Origin of the sequence: Aquitalea pelogenes, assembly GCF_041914625.1 — a bacterium.
GTDB lineage: Bacteria > Pseudomonadota > Gammaproteobacteria > Burkholderiales > Chromobacteriaceae > Aquitalea > Aquitalea pelogenes.
Genome location: NZ_JAYSDA010000016.1, coordinates 20717 through 45326 on the forward strand (window position 1 = coordinate 20717; position 24610 = coordinate 45326).

The 24610-nt window shown below is 60.7% G+C and carries 26 protein-coding genes; 17 read left to right on the top strand and 9 right to left on the bottom strand.

The genetic code is table 11. From position 1 onward, the window contains the following. Positions 1-73: 73 nt before the first annotated feature. The 3 genes from ACE3SE_RS13270 to ACE3SE_RS13280 all read right to left on the bottom strand — a co-directional run bounded on the left by ACE3SE_RS13270 (position 74) and on the right by ACE3SE_RS13280 (position 3299). Positions 74-778, bottom strand: coding sequence for a hypothetical protein (locus ACE3SE_RS13270; protein WP_374555914.1), 705 nt, complete (start codon positions 776-778; stop codon positions 74-76). 859 nt (positions 779-1637) lie between these two features. Next, on the bottom strand, positions 1638-2381 hold the full coding sequence (locus tag ACE3SE_RS13275) for a hypothetical protein (protein ID WP_374555916.1): 744 nt from the start codon (positions 2379-2381) through the stop codon (positions 1638-1640). Positions 2382-2813: 432 nt separating this feature from the next. Beyond that, positions 2814-3299, bottom strand: a complete 486-nt coding sequence (locus ACE3SE_RS13280) for an Lrp/AsnC family transcriptional regulator (protein ID WP_131360516.1) — start codon at positions 3297-3299, stop codon at positions 2814-2816. 135 nt (positions 3300-3434) lie between these two features. On the opposite strand from ACE3SE_RS13280, the gene ACE3SE_RS13285 reads away from it, so the two are divergent. Continuing rightward, on the top strand, positions 3435-4475 hold the full coding sequence (locus ACE3SE_RS13285; RefSeq protein WP_374555918.1) for a zinc-dependent alcohol dehydrogenase family protein: 1041 nt from the start codon (positions 3435-3437) through the stop codon (positions 4473-4475). Positions 4476-4541: 66 nt separating this feature from the next. Here ACE3SE_RS13285 and ACE3SE_RS13290 read toward each other — a convergent pair whose 3' ends face one another. Next, positions 4542-5471, bottom strand: a complete 930-nt coding sequence (locus ACE3SE_RS13290) for a LysR substrate-binding domain-containing protein (protein WP_374555920.1) — start codon at positions 5469-5471, stop codon at positions 4542-4544. A gap of 47 nt (positions 5472-5518) precedes the next feature. Here ACE3SE_RS13290 and ACE3SE_RS13295 point away from each other — a divergent pair, with 47 nt between their 5' ends. The 4 genes from ACE3SE_RS13295 (at position 5519) to ACE3SE_RS13310 (ending at position 11006) form a co-directional block, all read left to right on the top strand. Continuing rightward, positions 5519-5923 carry a nuclear transport factor 2 family protein gene (locus ACE3SE_RS13295; RefSeq protein WP_045848214.1) on the top strand — a complete coding sequence of 135 codons (405 nt, stop codon included), beginning with the start codon at positions 5519-5521 and terminating at the stop codon, positions 5921-5923. Positions 5924-6249: 326 nt separating this feature from the next. Further along, entirely contained in the window at positions 6250-7929 is a 1680-nt protein-coding gene (locus ACE3SE_RS13300) for an ABC-F family ATP-binding cassette domain-containing protein (protein ID WP_131360522.1), read from the top strand. 450 nt (positions 7930-8379) lie between these two features. After that, positions 8380-9660: a transporter gene (locus tag ACE3SE_RS13305; protein ID WP_131360526.1), complete on the top strand. Its 1281-nt coding sequence runs from the start codon at positions 8380-8382 to the stop codon at positions 9658-9660. Between the two features lie 11 nt (positions 9661-9671). After that, a complete protein-coding gene (locus tag ACE3SE_RS13310) occupies positions 9672-11006 on the top strand; it encodes a sigma-54 dependent transcriptional regulator (RefSeq protein WP_374555923.1) in 1335 nt (444 codons plus the stop codon). Between the two features lie 74 nt (positions 11007-11080). Here the strand turns inward: ACE3SE_RS13310 and ACE3SE_RS13315 are convergent, their stop codons facing one another. The 5 genes from ACE3SE_RS13315 to ACE3SE_RS13335 form a co-directional block, all read right to left on the bottom strand. Further along, positions 11081-11749, bottom strand: coding sequence for a hypothetical protein (locus ACE3SE_RS13315; RefSeq protein ID WP_374555925.1), 669 nt, complete (start codon positions 11747-11749; stop codon positions 11081-11083). Between the two features lie 50 nt (positions 11750-11799). After that, entirely contained in the window at positions 11800-12504 is a 705-nt protein-coding gene (locus ACE3SE_RS13320; RefSeq protein ID WP_082086585.1) for a C39 family peptidase, read from the bottom strand. Between the two features lie 52 nt (positions 12505-12556). Continuing rightward, entirely contained in the window at positions 12557-13375 is an 819-nt protein-coding gene (locus ACE3SE_RS13325) for a hypothetical protein (protein ID WP_131360532.1), read from the bottom strand. Positions 13376-13439: 64 nt separating this feature from the next. After that, positions 13440-14018, bottom strand: coding sequence for a hypothetical protein (locus ACE3SE_RS13330; protein ID WP_374555928.1), 579 nt, complete (start codon positions 14016-14018; stop codon positions 13440-13442). A gap of 10 nt (positions 14019-14028) precedes the next feature. Continuing rightward, the gene (locus tag ACE3SE_RS13335; protein ID WP_374555930.1) at positions 14029-14466 is read right to left on the bottom strand and encodes a hypothetical protein; all 438 of its coding nucleotides are present in this window, start codon (positions 14464-14466) and stop codon (positions 14029-14031) included. A gap of 732 nt (positions 14467-15198) precedes the next feature. Between ACE3SE_RS13335 and ACE3SE_RS13340 the strand changes: the two genes are divergently transcribed. The 12 genes from ACE3SE_RS13340 to arsA all read left to right on the top strand — a co-directional run bounded on the left by ACE3SE_RS13340 (position 15199) and on the right by arsA (position 24583). Then, positions 15199-15873 (top strand): FadR/GntR family transcriptional regulator, encoded by a 675-nt coding sequence (locus ACE3SE_RS13340; RefSeq protein WP_062790388.1) that lies wholly within the window; start codon positions 15199-15201, stop codon positions 15871-15873. A 39-nt stretch (positions 15874-15912) separates the two neighbouring features. Further along, a complete protein-coding gene (locus ACE3SE_RS13345; protein ID WP_374555932.1) occupies positions 15913-16707 on the top strand; it encodes a transporter substrate-binding domain-containing protein in 795 nt (264 codons plus the stop codon). Positions 16708-16785: 78 nt separating this feature from the next. Further along, positions 16786-17454, top strand: a complete 669-nt coding sequence (locus tag ACE3SE_RS13350) for an amino acid ABC transporter permease (protein WP_062790385.1) — start codon at positions 16786-16788, stop codon at positions 17452-17454. Continuing rightward, on the top strand, positions 17451-18101 hold the full coding sequence (locus tag ACE3SE_RS13355; RefSeq protein WP_374555935.1) for an amino acid ABC transporter permease: 651 nt from the start codon (positions 17451-17453) through the stop codon (positions 18099-18101). The genes ACE3SE_RS13350 and ACE3SE_RS13355 overlap by 4 nt, the downstream gene beginning before the upstream one ends. Then, positions 18088-18819: an amino acid ABC transporter ATP-binding protein gene (locus ACE3SE_RS13360; RefSeq protein WP_374555937.1), complete on the top strand. Its 732-nt coding sequence runs from the start codon at positions 18088-18090 to the stop codon at positions 18817-18819. The genes ACE3SE_RS13355 and ACE3SE_RS13360 overlap by 14 nt, the downstream gene beginning before the upstream one ends. A gap of 28 nt (positions 18820-18847) precedes the next feature. Then, positions 18848-19876 carry an allantoicase gene (gene alc, locus ACE3SE_RS13365; protein ID WP_374555939.1) on the top strand — a complete coding sequence of 343 codons (1029 nt, stop codon included), beginning with the start codon at positions 18848-18850 and terminating at the stop codon, positions 19874-19876. Beyond that, on the top strand, positions 19873-20373 hold the full coding sequence (locus ACE3SE_RS13370; protein WP_374555941.1) for an ureidoglycolate lyase: 501 nt from the start codon (positions 19873-19875) through the stop codon (positions 20371-20373). Before alc ends, ACE3SE_RS13370 begins: the two co-directional genes overlap by 4 nt. Before the next feature lie 204 nt (positions 20374-20577). After that, a complete protein-coding gene (locus tag ACE3SE_RS13375) occupies positions 20578-20937 on the top strand; it encodes an ArsR/SmtB family transcription factor (RefSeq protein ID WP_374555943.1) in 360 nt (119 codons plus the stop codon). A 5-nt stretch (positions 20938-20942) separates the two neighbouring features. Beyond that, positions 20943-21356 (top strand): arsenate reductase ArsC, encoded by a 414-nt coding sequence (locus ACE3SE_RS13380; protein WP_062790381.1) that lies wholly within the window; start codon positions 20943-20945, stop codon positions 21354-21356. Positions 21357-21365: 9 nt separating this feature from the next. Continuing rightward, positions 21366-22442, top strand: coding sequence for an ACR3 family arsenite efflux transporter (gene arsB, locus ACE3SE_RS13385; protein WP_374555945.1), 1077 nt, complete (start codon positions 21366-21368; stop codon positions 22440-22442). 10 nt (positions 22443-22452) lie between these two features. Continuing rightward, positions 22453-22818: an arsenite efflux transporter metallochaperone ArsD gene (arsD, locus tag ACE3SE_RS13390; protein ID WP_374555947.1), complete on the top strand. Its 366-nt coding sequence runs from the start codon at positions 22453-22455 to the stop codon at positions 22816-22818. A gap of 13 nt (positions 22819-22831) precedes the next feature. Further along, on the top strand, positions 22832-24583 hold the full coding sequence (gene arsA, locus ACE3SE_RS13395; RefSeq protein WP_374555949.1) for an arsenical pump-driving ATPase: 1752 nt from the start codon (positions 22832-22834) through the stop codon (positions 24581-24583). The last annotated feature ends 27 nt before the right edge of the window (positions 24584-24610 follow it).

Sequence of the window (24610 nt, forward strand, 5' to 3'; positions counted from 1 at the left end):
CAAGACACGGCCGGCCCTCACCATCACCTGTCTTTTCTACCAGTATAGAGACAGAACCCATTCCACATACAGCTCAAGCGGCGGCAGCCCTGCCCCGTTGCTGCTGCGCCTCCACCCGCCACGCCTGCTTTTCCATGCGCTTGGCCAGTTGCTGGTAACAGGCGCTGGCCAAGCGCAGCAGCTCGGCATGATTGCAGTCCAGCCCGTCCGGGCCGGCAATACGCTGCGCCAGCGCTTGCAGCGGTGAGGCCTGGCTATCCAGCTCCACCAGTCGGCCATGCGCATGGCGGCGCGGGTGGTCCGGGCTGTAATTGAGAGTCAGCAGCCAGTGGCTGCGCTGCCAGTCCGGCCCATGTTGCAGCACCGCCTGCAGTACGGCATGGCTGATTTGTTGCCCGGCCTCCGCCGCCATGGCCAGTGCCTGCTCCCAGCTGGCGTAGCAATCGGGACGTTGTTGCAATGCTGGCAGTGCTTGTCGCTCCAGCCACAGGCGCAGGCGTCGCGCAGCCGGGCGTTTGCTGTGACGCAGGGCGCGTTGCAGTGTGGCGGCAGGCCAGCCGGTTTGCGGTGTGTCTTGCGGGCTCAGGCTGATGGTGCAGCCCAGCTGGGGCGGGATTTGTTGTTGCAGGCTGTGGCGCAGGCGCGGGCCGAACAGTGGCAGGATGTCGTCGGCCAGCAGGCAGTAATGGCCGTGGTGTTGTACTACGCGGACGGGTTTGCCGAGGTAGCAGAGTGTCAGGGGTGGTGGCTGGGGGATGATGGGGTCGGGATGCGTCATGGTGCTGCCCTCCGTTGCAGGATGAAGGCTGCCACGCGCTTGTTTGAAGGCGGGTGGCAGGCCAAAGCGGGGTTGGCGAACCGGGAGAGTCACCACAGAACCGGCAGACCGTATAGGTCTCCCCACCTGGCCTGCCATTGAAGGGTGCAGACGCAAGCAGAAAAAGCCGCTTTGACACGGCTTTCCCGGTAACTCTCATCAGGTCGCCAAACCTGGATGCGCTTGAAAACGCAACGGGACAAGGCTAATCAGCACCACCGGGGACGGCAAGGGTAGAGGGACGGGGAAACACTGGCAAGATGTGCAGGTAAGAGGCTGGTATCCGCAACGGTGGACGGGATGCTTGTTTGCTTGGTGACGTTATTTGGCCAGCGCGTAGGGCGGAAGCCCCAGTCTTACCGGGGCGTTCCGCCGTCATGCGGACCATCCCAGCGCACTACAAAATCCGAATTGTTCGGACTGTAGAAATCCGCTGCGCGGATGATGTTTTGTCTTGCCGCTTCCGCGCGGCGGACGGGAAAGAGGGCTTGCCTGGCCAAGCCCTCCTTCACCTCCAAGGCCACCCCACAAGCATGGCCTGCGGCTGCCCGACAGGCCCCGTCCGGTGCGAGGCGCGCCTGAACTCGCGATTTGCTAACGTCAAATCGCTCAGACATTGCAGGCGCTTAAAACCTCGCCCCGGCCACCCGTCGGCATGCTTGATGGGGCCCAAGGGGCGAGTCGGTGCGGTAGTTTTTCGACGGGGGAAATGGATTTATTCGGGGGATTCGCGGTGGATAGCCCAACCACTCTAAGTCCTAAAATTGGAGCACCAACTATCTGTTTTAGTGCGGCTACTGTATTGATTTATTAATCCGAATCACAGTGAAGATTTAATACTGTCATATATGAACGAAGCTATTAATGACCCCACAACACCGAGGAAAATTGCAAATGCACTTGAGATAATCAGTGCAATTATGGGCTTTGCCTTGATAAAATCGAATGCCCTGTAGTACAAATGCTTTCGAATTTTACTTGCCTCTCTTTGCACTGCACGAATCGTTTGATTAGACACACGATCGTTTCTTAGTCGCTCCTCACACTCTCCACATACAATTGGTCTATTGCACGACTCAACCAAATCAGACTTGATACCATTCATATCAAAAAGGCACCCACGTGTTTCATCATGAGTAAAACCTGGACCTTCACCAAATTCCGGTATTCTATCCCCTGAGCGGAGATAGAGAAGCGCATAGGCATAAAGAATTCGAAGGATAGCATTTTCAAGTGGAATATTTTCCCAAGCCAGAAAATCCCTAACTTGGCTGAACGTAAAAACAACCTGATTATTCCCAAGTCGCCTACAGTACCAGTTATCCTGAATAGGCACATTGACAATTGCCAAGAGTAAATCTGCTTCTGTAAAAACAGGAAGCTGATCTCGCAGCAACTGGTCAGAAAACTCCCAATCCTGACCATCTGAATCACAGCGCAGATCGAAACTATCAACCCCTCCGACAAGTTCAAATACTTCCGATCTCCACGCAGAGACCTGCTGGAGATTTAGGTGTAACGGGAGATGGCCGATTGTGACGAGCTTTATTTTTACTTTTCTCATGTGCTGAATTACTCAAAAAGTATGGCAGAACATATAGACTGCAGCCCCAAAGTACCAACAACGTGCTGCATATCCTAGATATGAATACGAAGTGAGAAATGTTTTTTGACACAGACAATTTGAATTGTCTAGCAATATTGACAACTATATCTATGACAGCTTGCGGGGTAGCCAATTACATATACATTATGTCATTCGTATTTTATTCTGTCACCCTTTAAACATCTTGAACTTGCAACCAGTTGGGAGCAATTTCCCCTAGATCCACTCCTAACTGATAGCAACCGTCTCATTACATTGTGATTATCGACAGCATGGACCAAAAACATGACGCCCCACCCCGGCGGATCGCCCCTGTGGGGCATCCGCCCTACAATAACAAGCACCCCCTGCGCTGGCCAATCACCAGCCACCCCCGCAGGTCATGGCCATTCAGCCCTGGCCTGGCTCGATATCGGTGATGGGCAGCTTGTTCATCACCTTTATTTCCCTGAGCGAGATATTGCTGCGGATGCTGAATACCCCCGGTAATTTGCGCAGTACTTTCTCGACAAAGCGGCTGTAGTCATCCAGGTCCCGTGCGACCACCTGCAACAGGAAGTCGGCTTCGCCGGTGGTGTTGTGGCAGGCCAGTATTTGCGGGCAGGCCTGGATGATGCGTTCGAATGCGGCGGTGGCTTCTTCGCTGTGCTGGGTGCAGACAATCTGCACAAAGGCCATCACCCCTATTCCCAGCTTGCGCCGGTTCAGTACCGCTTTGTAACCCTCGATGACCCCCAGCTCTTCCAGCCGCTTCTGCCGTCGCCAGCAGGAGGCTTCGCTCATGGCAAATTGTTCGGCCAGCTTGGCGTTGGACAGGCGGCCATCCTGTTGCAGCTTGTCGGCGATGGCGAGGTCTACTTTGTCGAGGTCGGTCATTTTGAAGAAAGCTTTCACTGGGTAGTTGATGAGTGAAATCCTATTTCAGATTACGGCTTATTCCAATGGCAATCTGACAGGTAATTTCTGGGGAAACGTTCACAATAAATGCACCATTCCACTGAGGAGTACTGCATGAAAGCCATTGTTTACGAATCGTTTTCGGCCCCGCCGCAACTGACCACCGTGCCGGACCCGACGCCGGATAACAGCGGTGTGGTGATCCAGGTGATGGCAACCGGCGTGTGCCGTAGTGACTGGCATGGCTGGGTTGGCCACGACCCGGACATTCAGCTGCCGCATGTTCCCGGTCATGAGTTTTCCGGGGTGGTGACGGCGGTTGGCAAGCAGGTGGGCAAATGGAAGATTGGCGATCGGGTCACGGTGCCGTTTGTGGCTGGCTGTGGTCATTGCCCGGAGTGCCATTCGGGTAATCATCAGGTGTGCGACCACCAGTTCCAGCCCGGCTTCACCCACTGGGGTTCGTTTGCCGAGTATGTGTCCATCCATCAGGCGGACATCAATCTGGTGGCCTTGCCGGAGTCGCTGGATTTCACCACCGCCGCCAGCCTGGGATGCCGTTTTGTGACATCGTTCCGCGCGGTGGTGGATCAGGGCAAAACCTCGGCCGGACAGTGGGTGGCGGTGCATGGCTGCGGTGGTGTTGGGCTGTCTGCCATCATGATTGCCAATGCCATCGGGGCGAATGTGATTGCCATTGATATTTCGGACGACAAGCTGGAACTGGCGCGCAAGCTGGGGGCGGTGGCCACGGTGAATGCCAGCAAGGTGCCGGATGTGGTTGAAGCGGTGATGGACATTACCCGCGGTGGTGCGCATGTGTCACTGGATGCGCTGGGCCATCCGGTCACCTGCTTCAACTCGATCAGCAATCTGCGCAAGCGCGGCAAGCACGTGCAGGTGGGCCTGATGCTGGGCGAGCACAGCACCCCGGCCATTCCGATGAGCAAGGTGATTGCGCACGAACTGGAAATCCTGGGCAGTCACGGCATGCAGGCGCATCGTTACGATGCCATGTTCGCCATGATGGCCGCGGGCAAGCTGGCACCGGAGCAGCTGATTGGCCGCACCATCAGCCTTGAGCAGTCGATTGAAGTGCTGATGAATATGGATAGGTTCGAGGTGGCCGGGGTAACGGTGGTGACGGAGTTCTGACTCCCCGTCAGCCTGCCGCCTGCGGTCATGCAGCGCATGGTGGATCGCCCCGCCGGGATATCCACCTTATGCCAGGGCCAGCAGGGCTTCGCTCAGCTCGCGCAGCTTGGGGCTGTGGCGGCCTGGCTCGGGCATCACCAGAAAATAAGCCAGCGTGCTGGTGGTCATGCCGGCAAAGGGCATCACCAGCTCGCCGCTGGCCAGCCGGTCTTGTGCCAGCCGCGGGTCTCCCAGCGCAATGCCATAGCCCAGTACCGCAGCCCCGGTGGCGGATTCCAGCGAGTCGAACTCGACATGCCGCCCTGCCATTTCCCCGCTGCCATATTGCCGCCACCAGCCTTGCCACGCTTGCTGGCCGGCATCGGCATGAATCAGGCAGTGCTGCTGCATGTCGGCCGGGCTGTGCAACTCGCGCGCAAGTGCCGGGCAGCACATCGGGGTAAGGTGTTCGGCAAACAGCCGTTCGGCATGCAGGCCATGCCATTGGCCGTCGCCGCGCACCAGCATGGCGTCCAGCTCGGTGCCGGTGAAGTCGGGGGTATCGCTGATGGAAGTGCTGATGTCGATGCGGATGCCGGGCAGCAACTGTTGCAGGCTGTCCAGCCGTGGCAGGAACCAGCGCAGTGCCAGCGTGGATGGCAGGCGCAGGCGAATGACTTGCTGCTGCCGGCTGGCCAGTTGCGAAAACGCGGACAGCTCGGCCAATACCCGCCGGGCAAGCTGTTGCAGTTGCTCGCCTTCCGGGCTCAGTTGCATGCCGCTGGCGCTGCGCCGGAACAAGGCAAGCTGGTAGTACTGTTCCAGTTGCTGGATCTGGCGGCTCACCGCGCCCTGGGTGCGGTGCAGCTGGGTGGCGGCACGCGACAGGCTGCCCAGCTGGGCGACGGCGACAAAGGCCTGCAAGCCCATGATGGATGGCAGGGGTTTGGTCAGTTCGCCAAGCGGGTATGCATCCGCTGCATATCCGGCTTCAGAATTTGTCGATATTCGGCTCATGGGCAAATGGCTAAGGTGATGACTCACACCAAACAAGGAATACAGCAATGTCCGGTATCGATACGGCGCAGTACGCAGCCAGGCTGACAGACTACCTGCAGGCACTTGAACAGAGCAATGTTGACGGGGTGGTCGCCCTGTTTGCCCCGCAGGCCACCATTTATTCTCCCCTGTTGGGATGGGTCAGCCCCGCATCGTTTTACCGCAAGCTGGCCGAGGCTTCCGGCAACAGCAAGATCACCCTGCTGGACCTCTTCCACAGCAGCCAGGGCAGCCGCCGTGCCACGGCTTATTTCCGCTATGACTGGGTGTTGAAAGACCAGAGCACTGTCAGCTTTGATTGCGTGGACGTGTTCGACTTCAATGCGGATGGCCTGATTGAAAAGCTGGTCATCATCTACGACACCCACACCATCCGCGCCGACCTGGGCGACCGCTTCAGCCCGGATTGACAGACCACACACCACCCCATGGTGGAGCGCCCCGCCGGGGCATCCACCCTACCCGCCTGTCACGCAGGACGGAAGACCCAGGATTTAGCGGGGCGTTCCGCCGCAACACGTTCATCCCGCCCCATGCCCGCTCAGTCGACAAAGCGCAGAACATGAGGCCACAGGCAGAAGCCCGCACGGCGCAGGAAGCATCTGCGTATAATCCCCACTTCGCCCTCGGTCCATATGCCTGAGGGCGGTGTTTTTTCCTGGCACTCCGTCGCGACGAAAGTAAACGCCGGGCTACCGCTTTTCGCCACCCAAACCTTGCAGCACGGCATTCCCTCATGATCATCCTGAAAAACGTGGCCTTGCGTCGCGGCACCAAAGTCCTGCTGGACAACGCAACTGTCAGCATCAACCCCGGCGAGAAAGTCGGCCTTGTCGGGCGTAACGGCGCGGGCAAGTCATCGCTGTTTGCCGTGCTCAACGGCAATCTGCACGAAGACGGTGGCGATTTTTCCATTCCCAGCCAGTGGCGCATGGCGCAAGTGGCGCAGGACATGCCGGAAACCGCCCAAAGCGCCACGGAATTCGTGGTGGAAGGCGACCTCACCTTGCTGGCGGCACGGCGCGAAGTGGCCGAGGCCGAAGCGGGTGAAGACTACATGCGCATGGCCCACGCCTATACCGCGCTGAATGATGCCGGCGAGCATGACGCACCGGCGCGGGCACAGGCGCTGATTCTGGGCCTGGGCTTCAGCGTGGCGGAGCTGGATCAGCCGGTGAACAGCTTCTCCGGCGGCTGGCGCATGCGCCTGCAATTGGCACGGGCGCTGATGTGCCCGTCCGACTTGCTGCTGCTGGACGAACCCACCAACCACCTGGACCTGGACGCACTGGTGTGGCTGGAAGCGTGGCTCAAGCAATACAGCGGCACCATGGTGGTCATCAGCCATGACCGCGAATTCCTGGATGCCGTCACCAACGTCACCCTGCATATCGACCACGGCAAGCTGGTGCGCTACGGCGGCAACTACAGCAAGTTCGAGGACATGCGTGCCGAACAGATGATTCTGCAGCAGGCCGCACAGGCCAAGCAGCAGGAAAAGATGGCCCACCTGCAAAAATTCATCGACCGCTTCAAGGCCAAGGCCAGCAAGGCCAAGCAGGCGCAAAGCCGGGTGAAGGCGCTGGAGCGCATGGAGAAGATTGCGCCGGTATTGGCCGATGCGGAATTCCAGTTTGAATTCAAGGAACCGGGCAGCCTGCCCAACCCCATGCTGACCATGTCGCAGGCATCATTCGGCTATCCGGCAGCGGCAGATGCACCCGCAGGCACGCCGCCTACCGTGATTGTCAAAGGGGTGAACCGCTCGGTGCTGGCCGGCCAGCGCATCGGTATTTTGGGGGCCAACGGTCAGGGCAAGTCCACGCTGGTGAAAACGGTGGCCGAAGCATTGAAAGCCACCAGCGGCGAAATCATCCGCGGCAAGGGCCTGAGCATCGGCTACTTCTCGCAGCAGGAGCTGGACGTATTGCGCCCGGAAGACGACCCGTTGCAGCACATGCTGCGCCTGGTGCGGGAGACGCCAGCCCAGCTGCGTCCGCCCGCCAACGACTGCCGCGAGCAGGGCTTGCGCAACTTCCTTGGCACCTTCAATTTCAGCGGCGACATGGTCAAGCAGGCGGTGGGCAGCATGAGCGGCGGCGAAAAGGCCCGGCTGGTGCTGTGCATGATTGTCTGGCTGCGCCCCAACCTGCTGCTGCTGGATGAACCGACCAACCATCTGGACCTGGCCACCCGCGAAGCACTCAGCGTGGCACTCAACGAATTTGAAGGTTCGGTGATGCTGGTCAGCCACGACCGCGCCCTGCTGCGCGCCGTGTGTGACGAGTTCTGGATGGTGTCGCGCGGCGGCGTCAGCGACTTTGACGGCGACCTGGACGACTACCAGGTTTACCTGCTGGCAGAAGCCAAGCGCCGCCGCGAAGAAGCAGCGGGCAAACGCCAGACGGCAGCATAAGCAAGGCCGAACAACAGGAATTTCTGCCTTTCAATTCACGAAGACCGCCAGCTGTCTTGCAGTCCGACTGCCGTTGGCTTCCCACACCACACCCCGCCCGTTCGCGGGGTGTTTTCCTGTTCAGCCATCCATCGATTCATGGCCCGACCGGGCTGCACTTTACCCTGTTGCAACAGCCGGCTTTCCGCCTGAAGCATGCAGCAGGGGCAATTACCATGCGGCAAATAATGTCAATGACAACTTGGTGGGGCTTGCTTTGGCTTGGGCAGCAACTAGAATGAACAAGAAAGTAACAATTAATACAGTTTAAATTAATATCATATTAAATATCCAAGGGGCATCATCAAACTACCGATGTGGTAGCGGGGAAGTCTTCTTGCTGCATCCGGCTGCCAGTACAAGCCGGGGATACAGGTGGGCCAGCCGCACCAGCACGCCAAGGAAACCATCATGCAGCCGACTACCTTGCACTGCGCGCGAAACAGCCTGTTTCTTGCCGCACTGTCCTTGTCTTTTCCCATGCAGGTTCACGCCGATATCAGCCTGGAAAGCCTGCAGCAACAAATCAGCGATCTGGCACAGACCAACCGCCAGCAGGAACAGCGCATACGCCAACTGGAACAGCAGCTGGCAGGACTAAACCGCCGTGATGGCCAGGCAGCTACCACAAGCACCGGCAATAACGGTGCTGGCAGCAGAAGCCCCGGCCCCGATACCCCGGCAAACGCCATGGCCATGGCGGGCAACAATGGCCCGGCTCTGCCGGTGGTCAGTGAAGTGCCCAAGAGTGTGGAAGACATCTATCAGGAAGCCAGCGGTTTTGCCCCCGGCAAGTTCTCCATCGAACCCAGCTTCACCTACACCCATTACGACACCCGCGAGCTGGTGCTCAATGGCTTTCTGGCGCTGGACTCCATCTTTCTGGGCAATATCAACCTGGACAAGGTGGTAAGCGACAGCCTGACGCTGGACCTCACCACCCGCTACTCGCCCAGCCCGCGCTGGCAGCTGGACATCGACGTCCCCTGGATAGCAAGGGACGCCACGTATTTTTCGGGTGGGGCTGGCGGGTCTGCCAGCACGGTTTCCCAAGGCTCGGTGCGTCAGGGGCCTACCCTGGGCGATATCAGTGTCGGGCTGGGTTACAAGCTGGTGGAAGAAAACGCCGACTGGCCGGATGTGGTGTGGAGCTTGCGCGTGAAAGCCCCTACCGGGCGCAGCCCTTATGGCATCAAGCTGGTTCAATCAGCCGGCAACAACAATCTGTCCATGCCTGACCGCCTGCCCACCGGCAATGGCGTCTGGGGCATCACCACCGGCCTGTCCTTCGTCAAGACGGTGGACCCGGCCGTGCTGTTTGCCAGCGTGGGTTACACCCATTATCTGGATGGCCATTTCAGCGATATCAGCCCCACGGCAGGGGTAACGCAGCCGGGTGACGTGCGACTGGGCGACAGCTGGAACTGGGGCGCCGGCATTGCCTTTGCGCTGAACGACAAGCTCAGCCTTGGCCTGTCCTATTCACAGCAGATCGTCGGTCAGGCGCGGGTGCGGCAGCAAGGCAGCGGCTGGAGCAGTGTGGTGGGCAGCAGCGCCAATGCCGCCAACCTGAACCTGGGCCTGACCTATGCCTACAGCAAGCGGCTTTCCATCATTCCCAATCTGTCCCTGGGCATGACACCGGACAGCCCCAACTATGCGTTTTCGGTGAAATTCCCCTACCGCTTCTGACGGAGCCGGCAATGAAATCGAGCAAAACATTGCTGGCGCTGGGGTCGGATGCCTTGCACCCCGTGCTGCAGGACTTGCACCAGCAGCACTGGCACATCACCCACCTGCACGACATACAGCAACACAAACCGCGACAGGCAGGCCCCTTCAGCGCAGGGCTGCTGTTACTGGACAACAAGCTGCAACGCAAACTGGAGCTGCTGCAACAGCTGGGCAGTCAACTGGATATGGAATGGGTGCTGCTGACCGACCGTCAGCAGCTGGAGCACCCGGCGGTGCGCAGTTTCATCAATGACAGCTGTTACGACTACCACTGCCTGCCGGTGGAGAGTGCCAGGCTGGCGGTGACGCTGGGGCGGCTGCACGGCAAGACCAGCCTCCGCCGCCATCTGCAACAGGAAGAAGCACCGGCGGAAGGCAAGCAGCTGGTGGGCGAACATGCCAGCATACGGCGCTTGCGGCAGGAAATCCGCCGCCTGGCCCGCGTCAATGTCACAGTCCTCATTACTGGCGAGTCCGGCTGTGGCAAAGAGCTGGTGGCCCGATTGTTACATCAATACTCCGACCGGGCCGACGGCCCTTTCCAGGCCGTCAACTGCGGAGGCCTGCCGGTCAATCTGGTGCAGTCGGAATTGTTCGGCCATGAACGTGGCGCGTTTACCGGCGCGTCGTCCGGCCGGATCGGCCGTATCGAGGCTGCTCATAACGGCACGCTGTTTCTGGATGAAATCGGTGACATGGCGATAGAAGCGCAGGTCAACCTGCTGCGCTTCCTGCAGGAGGGCACCATAGACCGGCTGGGTGACAATCGCAGCCGCAATATCGACACCCGCGTGGTATCGGCCACCCATGTCGACCTCCCCACGGCAATCAGCAGCGGTCGTTTCCGGCAAGACCTGTACTACCGTCTGTGCGTCTGCCAACTGCATTTGCCGCCCTTGCGCGAGCGGCGTTCCGACATCCCCCTGCTGGCCAGACACTTGCTGGCGCAAAACGCCCAGCGCCTGGCTTTGCCAAATAAACGGCTGTCGTACGAGGCAATGGCCATCATGTTGCAACATGACTGGCCGGGGAATATCCGCGAAATGTCAAACCGCATCAGCCAGGGGCTGGCCATGGCCAGCGGCAAGGTCATCCGGCCCCAGGACATGGGGCTGGGCGGCATTGCCGTGCCGTCCCAGCGCAACAGCCTTTGCGCCATCCGCGACAATGCCGAGCGCGAGGCGGTGGAAATGGCGCTGGAGCTGCATGGTCAGAACAGCAGCAAGGCAGCGCGCGAGCTGGGCATCTCGCGTGCCACCTTGTACCGTCTGGTCAAGAAATACGGGATAGGCCTCAGCAACTAGCCCGGGCTTGCTTCGTTCAGGAGAGGAGCAGGCCGGTAATGGTCTCGCCGGTAGAGGTGTGGACCAGCACGGTTTCAGTGCAAGCCGATGCCGGACATCATGCTGCGGCTGGGCATGATGAAGTTCATCAAGCCTGCCTGTGGCTGCAACACCAGCTGGATATGCAGGGTGTTGCTGGTGACGATGCCGTTACCCGTCAGCCGCGAGAACTGCACCAGTTGGCCCTGCCCCAGCGATTGCCCCATCTGCCCGGCACTGCCCATGTCGATGCTCACGCCCAGTTGCCCGTTCACGCTACTGCTACCCTGGGCACTGGCTTGCCAGCCCGCCGGCATGCCGGCCGACGCTGCACCGTCATTGATGTCGATGGTGGTGACATTGCGTGACACATTGCCATTACCGGCTTGCTGGTTGACCTGCACCATGCCCTGCACCGAAGCCAGGCCGCCAGACAGGCTGACAGCGGCAGGATTGCCCGTACTCCCGCCCAGCGTATAGCGATTGATCACCGGTACGGCACCGGCCTGGGCGGTAAGCTGGACACCAGCCCCCTGCACCACGCCAGCGGCATTTTGCCAGGTACTGAGCATCTGCACGCCAAAGCGCACAATCTGCCCGGCATCCACATAACGCCCGCGCATGCTGTCGAGCACAGCGTCATCGACATAGGCCAGCATGGCCTGTGAGGGCAAGCTGCAACCCAGCAACAACAGCGCCGGCACTACCGTCGTCAAGGTACGCATGTGCTGCTCCCTGCCTTTGCCCGGCAATCCTGCAACCCTGCCGGCACAGGCTATAAGAAATCACTGTAAAGAAAACCGTATTCCACCAGATCGGCCGGCGACACCGGGGCCATGTTCACCATCAGCTGGCGGGCCGACAAGGGGCTGGGAAACTGGCGCAACGGCCCTTGCGGCCGGTAACCCGGCCCGGCCACTGCCAGCAATACGCCATTCCACTGCCGGGTGAAGTCCGCCATGGGAATGGCACGGTTACCCAGCGCAGGGTCTGCCACATACACCGTGTCGCGCGTGGCCATCTTCAATACCACAAAGTGCTTGTAGCCATTGATGTCCAGCATGATCAGCGCCGGAATGCGCAATGCAGGCAGGCGTTCGGCACCACTGACAAAACCACTGGCGCGCAAGCCCAGCACATTCACGTAATGCTTCATGTCCAGCATGGAAAAACCCTGCTGGCGGACCACATCGGGATTGGCACCGGCCATCATCCCGGCAATGACCTGTTGCTCGTTCAGGTCCAGGCCGAATCCGTAGCGCAGCAAGGTGGTAAGCGCGGCGGCACCGCAGCTGAAATCGGTTTTTTGTTCCACCACATAACGAAAGCGCAACTCGCGCAGGCTGTGCACCTGCTTGTATACATTACCGTCGCCGGTGTAGGCAGGCAGCGCCATGTCGGCGGCCTGGGCAAACTGCCCGCCACCGGAACAGAACAGCAAGAGCGGAATGGACAACAGCAAGCGGATGGGAAGTTTCATGGTCACAAACCGGCAGCACGGCCACAGGACTGCGCTGCCGGTCTCTCCGACGTTAGTGGGTTGCAGCAACCGACAGGCTGTTGACCTGCTGGTTGGACAAGCCTGCGGCATTGTTCAGGCCCACATTGCCACTGATGTTGTTGACCGAACCGGAGATGCCTGCCGTGCTGTTAAGCGGGAAGAAAGTGGTAACCGAAGTACCCTGATTGACCTGGGTGCCACCGGCAGAAGCCGTGGCCAGCACTGCGGCACTGGCGGACGACAGGGCAACATCGTTCTTTTGCTGGTTTCCGGCACCGGCTGCATTGTTGACACCGGCATTACCCTGGATGTTGTTCACCGAGTTGGTGACGCTGGCATCCATGCTGTTGGACGTGCCGCGCATCGGCTCGGCAAAGGTGTAGGTGTTGCCGTCATTCAGCTGCTCGAAAGAAACGGAAGCGGCTGCACCACTCTTTTTGCCGGATACCGAAGCAATGGCAACATTGTTGGCTTGCTGGTTGAAGTAGCCGGACGCATTGTTCACCCCGGCATTACCCTGGATGCCGGTGACACTACCCTTCACCGTGGCCTTGGACGGGTCAGTCACATTCAGCCTGTTATTCAGGTTCTTCTGTACATCATCCACCCGTGCCGAGGCCAGGGCATCTGCCTTGGGATCGAACACTTCGTAAACGGCAATGCCTTCCAGATAGGCCGTGCCGGTCAGGCTGACATTGGTATTGTTGTAAGTGTTGGACAGATTGTTGCTGATCTTGCTACTGGTGGAAGACGACGGGTCGTCAGGGCGGTCTGCCCCTCCGGCATAGGCTACGCCACACACACCAACAAGAGCGAGGAAAAGCACTTTTTTCTGCAGCATTGCGGTCATGATTATTCTCCAGGCGATTTGCTTGAATGCCGGTCATCACCATGCGGGTGACAGCCGGTACTGCTCACGGATTGGCCCATTGCACGGCCACTACATTGACAGCCTGGTTGTGGCTGCCAGCAATCTGGTTCAGTTGCACCAGCCCCCGGCTTCCTTGGAAGGCGGTTGCGGAAATATCGGTCTGGGTGTGGCTGCCATCCTTGACCACTGCCGGTGCGCTGCCGGCGGTACTGGCCAGCAGGCTGTCGGCAGCAGCCGATGGCAGCGTTGTCGCCTGCGGCCGGGGCGATAGCGCCAGGCTCAGGGCATTCAGGGACTGGTTGTCATTACCGGCGCTCTGGTTGATGGCCATCAGCCCCTGACTACCAGAGAAGGCCGCACCGGTAATACTGGCCGTGGCATCCGTCGTGGCGGCGGTGGTGGCCGCCGATGGCTGCCGCAACAGGGCGACACTGGCATGGCTGGCCGTGGTGGATACGGCCAGGGCCTGCAGATTGCCCTGCTGGTTGGCGTTGCCGGCCGCCTGGTTCACCGCCAGTATTCCGCTGGCTGACTGTCCGCTGTTGTCGATCACAGCCTGCTCGGCGTGCGCCAGCGCATGTCCCAGGCAACTGCCAAGCCACATCAATTGCAGGATTCGCATATTGCCTCTCCTAGTGCGCCAGCCCGCTCAGTGGCTGAAAACCGGTCTGCAGCTGCTGGCTGATGCCTGTTGCAGCAAGCCCGCCGCCACTGCCACTCGCCCCAGCGGGCCTGGCAGCACCGGCACCGGTGACAGCAGCAAATGCCGGGACAGAAAGACCTTGCAGTTGTGCGCGCTGGCTGCCCACGCTGCCATGTACGGCACCCAGCACCATTTCGCCAGCCTGGCTGCTGATGCTGTCGACTTGCCGGGTGGCACCGACAATCACCACCGCAGGAGATGCGCTCACCTCGCTGACATCGGGACTGGGGTCGCCATGACGGATGGCACTGCGGCTGGGCACTTCCCTGCCGATGATGATGTCGCCATCCCCCGCCGCCTGTACCAGCCCGTGCAGGGCTGATCCGGCCAGAAACAGCAGAAGCAGTGGATGGATATTCCGTTTCATCATCAGCTCCCGTCGGCTTTGACCATGCCCCCTCTAGTGCAGAAAGCATGCCAGGCGCGCCAAGGTCTTATGACATAAGGGAAATTCCGCTTTCCCATGCCATCGTGCTTGGCCACTTGTGTCAGGGATGAAACAGAAACCGGCAAACAAGCCGCAATACCCGCTGCCGGGCAGTACAAGACAGCTGAAATACAGCGCTTGAGGCTGGTATTCGCTGGGCAAGACCACCCTCCCCGCCTGTGCAGGCTGTATCAATCCTGAGAAATGCTGTTTGCGCCGAAATGGGAATGATGCGGCAAGGTGATCGCCCGCTGGCGGGGAACGACCGCCCTGCCTCAGAGGAGGATGTGGCGCGTGGTGCGGTGGCGCGGTGGATCATCACCCCGACATATTGCAGCAGCCTTCTTCCCGCCTGCCCTGCCAGCCAGCACACAGCCAGTTGGCAAAGCTGCAACGCTGCAAGACCCACACCCCCTCTTTGCCGGACTGATTTCCACCCCGCGAGATTCACTTTCACAGCGCGCCCGCTTGCTGACCATTTGGGTGCAGCCATGCCTTGCATCGGTGCATTGCACCCCCCGGTTGCATGCCACCTGCCCGCCCCCATGAAGTTGCAATTCGCAGCAAAGCCTTGTCTGGCGGGCTTCTTCAAACCTGGCACGATCATTGCAATATGCAAGCCATACCACTGGTCAGACCAGTCTGACCGGACAGACCACCAGAGAGCACAACATGAACGTCCCACAACAAATTGCCCAGGCCTTGCAAAGAAAGCTGCAGGACGGCCACTACCGCGCCGGGGAAAACCTGCCGGGCCAGCGCGAACTGGCCGAAGCCATGGGGGTGAGCCGCGCCTCGCTGCGCGAGGCCATTTCCATGCTGGAAGCACTGGGGCTGGTGAAGTCGCAGCCGGGCAAGGGCGTGCTGGTGACCACCGGTCAGGTGCGCCAGCACAAGGACATCCCGGCCGGGCCGTTTGCGGCCAGCCCGCAAGCCACTTTTGAATTCCGCATGGTGCTGGAACCAGCGGCGGCCGCGCTGGCCGCCCGCCATATCACGCCGGAGGGCAAGGCCTTGCTGTGGCAGATCCAGTCCACGCTGGAAGACGCACTGAAAAACCAGGATCTGGTGGCCGCCGCAGAAGCCGACCTGGCGTTTCACCTGCAAGTGGCCCGCCTGTCCGGCAATGCCCTGTTTCATCAGGTAGCCCGTTCGCTGTCGGCCCCCATCGGCCACAGCCTGCGACTGCCCTTTGCCGACCACCTGCATATATGGGAAACCGCCCACGAGCATCAGGTGGTCACCGACGCCATTACCCAGGGCAAGCCGGAAGAAGCCCGTCTGGGAATGCTCAACCATTTGCGCAATGCCGCCGCCAGAGTGGGACTGCAGATGGACTCGCTCTAAGCCACGCCAACATCCTGTTCATTCCCTGGAGAAACCGTCATGCATCGTCGCACCTTCACCCTCGGCCTGCTGGCCGCCAGCCTGCTGGGTAGCCTGTGGGCCTTGCCGGCCAAAGCCGAACGCCTGGCCAGCATCAAACAGGCAGGCATCATCAAGATTGCCATTCCGGCGGACTTTCCGCCGTTTGGTTCCACCGGCCCGGACATGAAACCGCAAGGCTACGACATCGACACGGCAGAACTGATTGGCCGCGAACTGAAAGTGAAAGTGGAGCTGGTGCCGGTCAGCAGTGCCAACCGCATTGCCTACCTCACCACCGGCAAGGCGGATTTGTTGATTTCCAGCCTGGGCAAGAACACGGAGCGGGAAAAGGTCATCAATTTCTCCGTCGCCTATGCGCCTTTCTTCAATGGCGTGTTCGGCACTAAGGATCTGACGCTGGACAAGCCCGAAGGGCTGGCTGGCAAGACAGTGGGCGTGACGCGCGGCTCTATCGAGGACCTGGAACTGAGCAAGGTGATTCCGGCCAGCGCCAACCTCAAGCGCTTTGAAGACAACAACGCAACCATTGCCGCCTATCTGGCCGGTCAGGTGCAAGTAGTGGCCACCGGCAATGTGGTGGCCGCCACCATCAATGCGCAAAGCAAGCGCCCGCGGCGGCTGGAGCAGAAATTCCTGATCAAGAACTCGCCATGTTACGTGGGGGTGAACAAGGACGATCCGCAACTGCTGGAGCAGGTGAACCAGATCATCAACAAGGCCAAGAAGGATGGCGAGCTGAACCGCATCTCTCTCAAATGGCTGAAAACACCGCTGGCCAGCGCATTGCTGTAAGCCAGCCTGTGGCAGCTGGCCGTGCCGCAGCATGCGGCGGGCGGGCTGCCCCTTTCCTGCCCACCCGGGAGAATGGTGATGAGTTATCAGTTTGACTTTCTGGCCGTGGCCAGAGAGGCGCCGGAACTGGCAGCAGGCCTGGCCCGCACCGTAGAGCTGACCGCAGTGGCCTGTATTGCCGGTTTGCTGATCGGCATTGTTGGTGCGGTATGCCGCGCCTGGCAGTTACGCCCGTTCAACACCCTGTTTGCCGTGTATGTGGAAATGTTCCGCAACACGCCGTTTCTGGTGCAGCTGTTTTTCCTGTTCTTCGGCCTGCCCACCCTCGGCATCGACATTGCACCGGACAGTGCGGCCATGCTGGCCATGGTGATCAACCTGGGTGCCTATGCGGTGGAAATCATCCGTTCCGGCATCGAGGCCACGCCCAAGGGGCAGATCGAAGCCGCCCAGGCGCTGGCCCTCAAGCGCTGGCAGATTTTCCTGCACGTGGTACTGCGCCCGGCGCTGTTGCGGGTGTGGCCGGCCATGACCAGCCAGGTGGTGATCGTGATGCTGGGCTCGGCGGTGTGCGCGCAGATCTCCACCGAAGAGTTGAGCTATGCCGCCAGCCTGATCCAGTCGCGCAATTTCCGCGCCTTTGAAACCTATTTTGTCACTGCCGGGCTGTATCTGGCGCTGGCGCTACTGCTGCGTCAGACCCTGCTGCGCGGTGGCGGACGACTGTTGAAACGGGGACGACCATGAACGATTTCACCCTGGGCGACATCCTGCTGGCCTTGCTTCATGGCTTGCAGTGGACGGCCATCCTGTCGCTGACGGCTTTCGTGCTGGGCAGCTTGGGCGGGCTGATCATTCTGGCATTACGCCTGGCGCATCGTCCGGCACTGGTGTGGCTGGCCAAAACCTTTATCGAGGTATTTCAGGGCACGCCCTTGTTGATGCAGCTGTTCATCGTGTTTTTCGGCCTGTCGCTGGGCGGGGTGGAAATTCCGCCCTGGCTGGCTGCGGCACTGGGGCTCACCCTGTACACCAGTGCTTACCTGGCCGAAATCTGGCGCGGCTGCGTCAACGCCATTCCCAAAGCCCAATGGGAAGGGTCGGCCGCGCTGGCGCTCAACCGCTACCAGCAAATGCGCCATGTCATCCTGCCGCAAGCGCTGCGCATGGCCATTGCGCCCACCGTGGGCTTTCTGGTGCAGGTGGTGAAGGGCACTTCCGTTGCCTCCATCATCGGCTTTGTCGAACTCACCAAAACCGGCGGCATGCTGGCCAATGCCACCTTTGAACCCTTCCTGATTTACGGACTGGTGGCCGCAGGCTACTTCCTGCTGTGCTACCCGCTATCGCTGTATTCGCGTCACCTGGAAAGGACACTCCATGTCGCTCGTTAACATTACCGGCCTGCACAAGTATTACGGCCCCAACCATGTACTGAAAGGCGTGGACCTGACGGTAAGGCAAGGCGATGTGGTCACCCTCATCGGCCGCAGCGGCTCGGGCAAGAGCACCTTGCTGCGCACCATCAACGGCCTGGAAAGCTTTGACCAGGGCAGCATCACCCTGGCCGGCCAGACCATTGGCAGCCGCGATGCCAAGGCCTTGCAGCAATTGCGTCTGCAAGTGGGCATGGTGTTCCAGCAGTTCAATCTGTTTCCGCATCTCACCGTGGGCGAAAACATCATGATGTCGCCGCGCGTGGTCAAGGGCGAATCACCCCATGTCCTGCGCGAAGAGGCCCACGCCCTGCTGGCCAAGGTGGGCCTGGCCGACAAGTTTGACGCCTGGCCGGACCAGCTCTCCGGTGGCCAGCAGCAGCGCGTGGCCATTGCCCGGGCACTGGCGATGAAACCCCGGGTGCTGCTGTGTGACGAAATCACCTCGGCACTGGACCCGGAACTGGTCAACGAAGTGCTGGCCGTGGTGCGGCAACTGGCGCAGGAAGGCATGACGCTGATCATGGTCACCCATGAAATGCGCTTTGCCCGCGATGTCAGCAACCACGTGGTGTTCATGCATCAGGGCAAGATTCACGAAGCAGGCCACCCGGCCGATTTGTTCTCCCGGCCGCAAACCCCGGAGCTGCAAAACTTCGTCAGCGCCGTGATGTGACACTGCCCGATCAAACCAAGGAAACACCATGAACCACGCTGTTTTGACTGCCCCCGTCGCCCTGCTGCCGGACTGGGCCAGCCAGGCCATCAACCTGGCCGACCCGCGCATTGGCGCACGCGGCCTGTATGCCAGCGACGAATTCTTTGCGCCGCTGGCGCGCATGCTCAACCCGGAAGCCGCCATTTTCGTGCCCGGCAAATACGACGAAAACGGCAAGTGGATGGATGGCTGGGAAACCCGCCGCAAGCGCCACCACGGTCACGACTGGAGCATCATCCGCCTGGGCAGGCCGGGGCGGATTGCCGGTTTTGATATCGACACCAGCCATTTCACCGGCAACTACGCACCGGCCATCTCGATAGAAGCCACCCATTGCGCCGACGACAGCCTGCAGGCACTGGAGCAGGCCGTGTGGCAGGAAGTCCTCCCGTCCGTGGCACTGGGCGGCAACCAGCACCACCTGCTGCAAATCAGCAATGACGGTGTCTGGAGCCACTTGCGCCTGCGCATTTACCCGGATGGCGGCATTGCCCGCCTGCGCGTGTATGGCCAGCCGGATACCGCATCCGCACTGCAAGCGGTGGCAGAGCCGATTGACCTGGTGGCGATGGAAAACGGCGGCCGCCCCATTGCCTGGAACGATGCCCACTTCGGCCATCCGTCCAACCTGCTGTTACCGGGACGCGGCAGCAATATGGGGGAAGGCTGGGAAACCCGCCGGCGGCGCGAACCGGGCCACGACTGGTGCATTCTGGCACTGGGCGTACCGGGCGTGATCGAACGCATTGTGGTGGACACCGCGCACTTCAAGGGCAATTTTGCCGATCGCTGCTCCTTGCAGGCAGCTAAGGCGCTTAGCAACATGCCGGCCGCGCTGATTGCCGAAAGCCAGTTCTGGCCAGTGCTGCTGCCGGAAACCCCGCTCACCATGGATGCCATCCACCATTTTGCCGATACCGTGGCCCAGTTGGGGCCGGTCAGCCATGTGCGGCTCAACATCCACCCGGACGGCGGTATTTCGCGCTTGCGCCTGTTCGGCCAGGTGGCCAGATGAAGTCCGGCCCCCTGCTCCGTGCCGAAACCCTCACGGCTGCAGCCTTCCAGCCCTTTGGTGAGGTGATGGAAGCCGGCCCGGATGCCCGGCAGTTTGCCATCAATGGCGGCAATACCATGCGTTTCCACGACCTGGCGCAGCTGGATGCCGGGCCGGATGGCCGCCTGATGGTCAGCATCTTTCGTGGCCTGCCGCGTACCCTGCCGTTCGAGGTGCGCATGATGGAGCGCCACCCGCATGGCAGCCAGGCTTTCATGCCGCTGTCCGGTCTGCCGTATCTGGTGGTGGTGGCCCCGCCCGGCACCGCCCCCACTGCCGACACGCTAAGAGTCTTTCTTGCCGGACCGCAACAAGGGGTCAATTATGCGGCGGGGGTGTGGCATCACCCCTTGCTGGCGCTGCACCAGCCCTGCGACTTTCTGGTTCTGGACCGGGACGGCAGCACCCCCAACTGCGATGAAATGCAACTGCCATACCCGGTACTGATCAGCACCTGACAGCCCGTCAGGCTGTATTTCTTGATGATGCAGCCCAGGCGGGCTGCATCTGACACGCCACCCAACGCAACAGCACAGGAAACGCCCTCCCCGCCCCACTTGCCATGCAGCGCCAAGCAGGGAAAGGGTTCGTCCGCGAGCAGGCACAGCAGCGCAACAAATCCGTCATTTGACGCAATTTCATATTTCGATAAAAATGGAAATATGGAAATACTGAACGCCGCCGAAATCCTTGCCGCCCTCGGGCACGAGTCCCGTCTTGCCATCTTCCGTCTGCTGGTGCAAGCCGGCCCGGATGGCATCAACGCCTCTGCCATCGGCGAGCAACTGGGCATCCCCAATGCCACGCTGTCCTTTCATCTGTCGCACCTGAGCCGTGTTGGCCTGATCAAGGGCGAGCGCGAGAGCCGCTTCATCCACTATTCCGCCGCCTATGAAACCATGGATGAGCTGATTGCCTTCCTGGCCCACAACTGCTGTCAGGGCAAGGCATGCCTGCCAAAAACCAGCGCGTGCGACACCGTCGCCAAGCGACGCAACAAGAAAACCGAACCCCAGGAATAATGACCATGAGCCAAGCAAAAACCGTCCTCGTGCTGTGTACTGGCAACTCCTGCCGCTCCCAGATGGGCGAAGCCATCCTTAACCACGAGCTGGCTGGCCTGGTGCGCGGCATTTCTGCCGGAACCAGCCCGCAAGCCAGGGTTGCCGATGGAGCCATCGAAGCCCTGCGGCTGGCGGGCCTGCCGACCGATGGCCTGTACCCGAAAACCGTCGAAGACGTGATGGACCAGGACATCGACCTGGTGGTGAGCGTGTGCGACAACGCCAGGGAAACCTGCCCGGTCTTCCCGCGTCCGGTCAAGCGCATACACGTGGGTTTTCATGACCCGCACGGCGAGCCGCTGGAAAGTTTCCTGGCGGTGCGTGATGACATCCGTGCCCGTCTGGTGCCTGCGGTACGTGCCGCACTGGGTTTGTAAGGAGCCGCCATGTCTGTCGTGCAATGTGAAGTCAATGCCAAATCCGCCGCCGGCGCGCCCATGAGCGTGTTCGAACGTTACCTCACGCTGTGGGTGTTCCTGTGCATCATCGCCGGCATTGCCGCCGGTCAGCTGGCACCGCACGTGTTTCAGGCTGTCGGCCAGATGCAGATCGCACAGGTGAACCTGCCGGTCGGCCTGCTGATCTGGGTGATGATCATCCCGATGCTGGTCAAGGTCGATTTCAGCGCCCTGCATGAAGTGAAGCAGCATCTTCGCGGCATAGGCGTCACGCTGTTCGTGAACTGGCTGGTCAAGCCGTTTTCCATGGCTTTTCTCGGCTGGCTGTTCGTGCGCCATCTGTTCGCCCCCATGCTGCCGGCCGAGCAGCTGGATAGCTATATCGCCGGGCTGATCCTGCTGGCAGCCGCACCCTGTACCGCCATGGTGTTTGTCTGGAGCCGCCTGTCCAGTGGCGACCCGCTGTTCACGCTATCGCAGGTAGCGCTGAACGACAGCATCATGGTGTTTGCCTTCGCCCCCATCGTGGCCTTCCTGCTGGGCATTTCGTCCATCACCGTACCCTGGGATACGCTGCTGACCTCGGTGCTGCTCTACATCGTCATTCCGGTTCTGCTGGCGCAGGCGCTGCGCAAGGTCTTGCTGGCCAGGGGACAGGCCGCCTTCGATGCCGCCATGGCCAGAATCGGCCCGTGGTCCATCACGGCGCTGCTGGCCACCCTGGTACTGCTGTTTGCCTTCCAGGGTGCCGCCATCATCAAGCAACCGCTGGTCATTGCCTTGCTCGCCGTGCCCATCCTGATCCAGGTGTTCTTCAATTCGGCACTGGCCTACTGGCTGAACAAGGTGGTGGGTGAGAAGCACAACGTTGCCTGCCCGTCGGCACTGATTGGCGCATCCAACTTCTTCGAACTGGCCGTAGCGGCAGCCATCAGCCTGTTCGGGTTTGAATCCGGCGCAGCGCTGGCAACAGTCGTCGGTGTACTCATTGAAGTGCCGGTGATGCTGCTGGTGGTAAAAGTGGTCAATGCATCAAAGGGCTGGTACGAGGCCCCGAACACTTAAGGAAAGAATCATGAAAAAACTTGAAGTTTTTGACCCGGCCATGTGTTGCTCCACCGGCGTGTGCGGTGTCGATGTGGACCCGGTACTGGCCCAGTTTGCAGCCGACCTGCAATGGGTGGCAGCGCATGAGGTCACGGTTGAGCGCCACAACCTGGGACAGGCACCGCAGGCCTTTGCCGCCAATCCGGCCGTGCTCAAGGAAATGGAAGCCGGCATGGACCGCCTGCCCATCCTCGCCGTTGACGGGCATATCGTCTCCACCGGCATGTACCCCTCGCGCACCCAATTGGCCCAGAAGCTGGGCATTGCGCTGACCACCGCCGAGAAACCGCGCATCAAGGCCGGCAGCTGCGGCTGCAAGCCCGGTACCTGCTGAACAGGAGTGCACCATGTCGCTGCCCATCATCCACACCCGCTACCTGTTCTTTACCGGTAAGGGTGGCGTCGGCAAGACCTCTCTGTCCTGCGCCACCGGCCTGGCGCTGGCCGAGGCCGGCAAGAAGGTGCTCATCGTCAGCACCGACCCTGCCTCCAATCTGGACGAGGTACTGGGTGTGGAGCTGAAGCAGTCACCGACAGCCATTCCCGGCGTGCCAGGCCTGTTTGCCCTGAACATCGACCCGGAAGCCGCCGCACAGGCTTACCGGGAAGGGATGGTGGCGCCCTATCGCGGCATCCTGCCCGCTGCAGCCATCCAGAGCATGGAGGAGCAATTCTCCGGTGCCTGTACCGTCGAGATTGCCGCTTTCGATGCGTTCTCGAAGCTGCTGGGCGACCCGGCGGCGACCGCCGGATTCGACCACGTCATCTTCGACACTGCCCCCACCGGCCACACGCTGCGCCTGCTGACACTGCCTTCGGCCTGGGACAAGTTCATCTCCTCCTCAACCGGCGGCGCTTCCTGCCTGGGCCCGCTGGCCGGCCTGGAAAAACAGAAGGCCTTGTACGCTGCTGCGGTAGCCCGGCTGTCCAGCGCCAGCGAGACCACCATCATTCTGGTCGCCCGCGCCGACACGGCTTCCTTGCGCGAGGCCAACCGCACCCGGCTTGAGCTGGCGGAACTGGGCATTGGCAAGCAGATGCTGGTCATCAACGGCGTGTTCTGCAGCGACACGACAGGGGACGCGATTGCTGACGCAATGGCAGCGCGCGCCGCTGCCGCCATCGCCGCCATGCCAGCAGAACTGGCAATGCTGACGCAAACCCGCATCCCCTTCCTGCCACGCGGCACGGTGGGGCTGGATGCACTGCGCGAGTTGGCACACCCGGAAACAGTCGCGGCACCACACTGCACCGCCATGCCACAAACCGCCCTGCCACCGAAGCTGCATGGTCTGATCGAAGATATCGCCGCAACAGGGCATGGCGTCATCATGACCATGGGCAAGGGTGGTGTCGGTAAAACCACGGTAGCCGCAGCCATTGCAGTTGCACTGGCCAAAAAGGGCCATCAGGTAGTGCTCTCCACCACCGATCCGGCCGCCCACACCGCAGCAACCATTGACGGTGCCCTGCCCGGACTGGTGGTGACACGCATCGACCCGGTGCAGGAAGTGAAGCAATACACAGCAGAAGTGCTGGCCAAGGCCGGACAGCAGCTCGATGCAGCGGGACGCGCCTTGCTGGAAGAAGACTTGCGTTCGCCCTGCACGGAAGAAATCGCCGTCTTCCGCGCCTTCGCCCGCACGGTGGATGAAGGCAGGAACGGCTTTGTGGTGCTGGATACCGCACCAACCGGGCATACCATTCTCTTGCTTGATGCAGCCGAGGCCTACCACAGGGAAGTGATGCGCACCCAGGGCGACATGCCCGATGCCGTGCGCCAATTGCTGCCCCGGCTGCGCGACCCCGGCTATACCCGCGTGCTTATCGTGACACTGGCCGAAGCCACACCGGTCCATGAGGCAGAACGCCTGAGCGCAGACCTGGCGCGGGCAGGCATCCAGGCACATGCCTGGGTCATCAACCAATCGCTGTTGGCCAGTGGAAGCCGGCATCCCGTTCTTTGCCAGCGTGGTGCTTATGAAGTGCCATTCATCCGCCGCGTTGCAGACACGCTGGCGAGACAAACAGCACTGATACCCTGGCTGGCAGAAGCACCGGTTGGCGTGAAGGGTCTGGAGCACCTTGTCGGCACCTGACGCAAAGCAGATGAACGAGGTTTGACG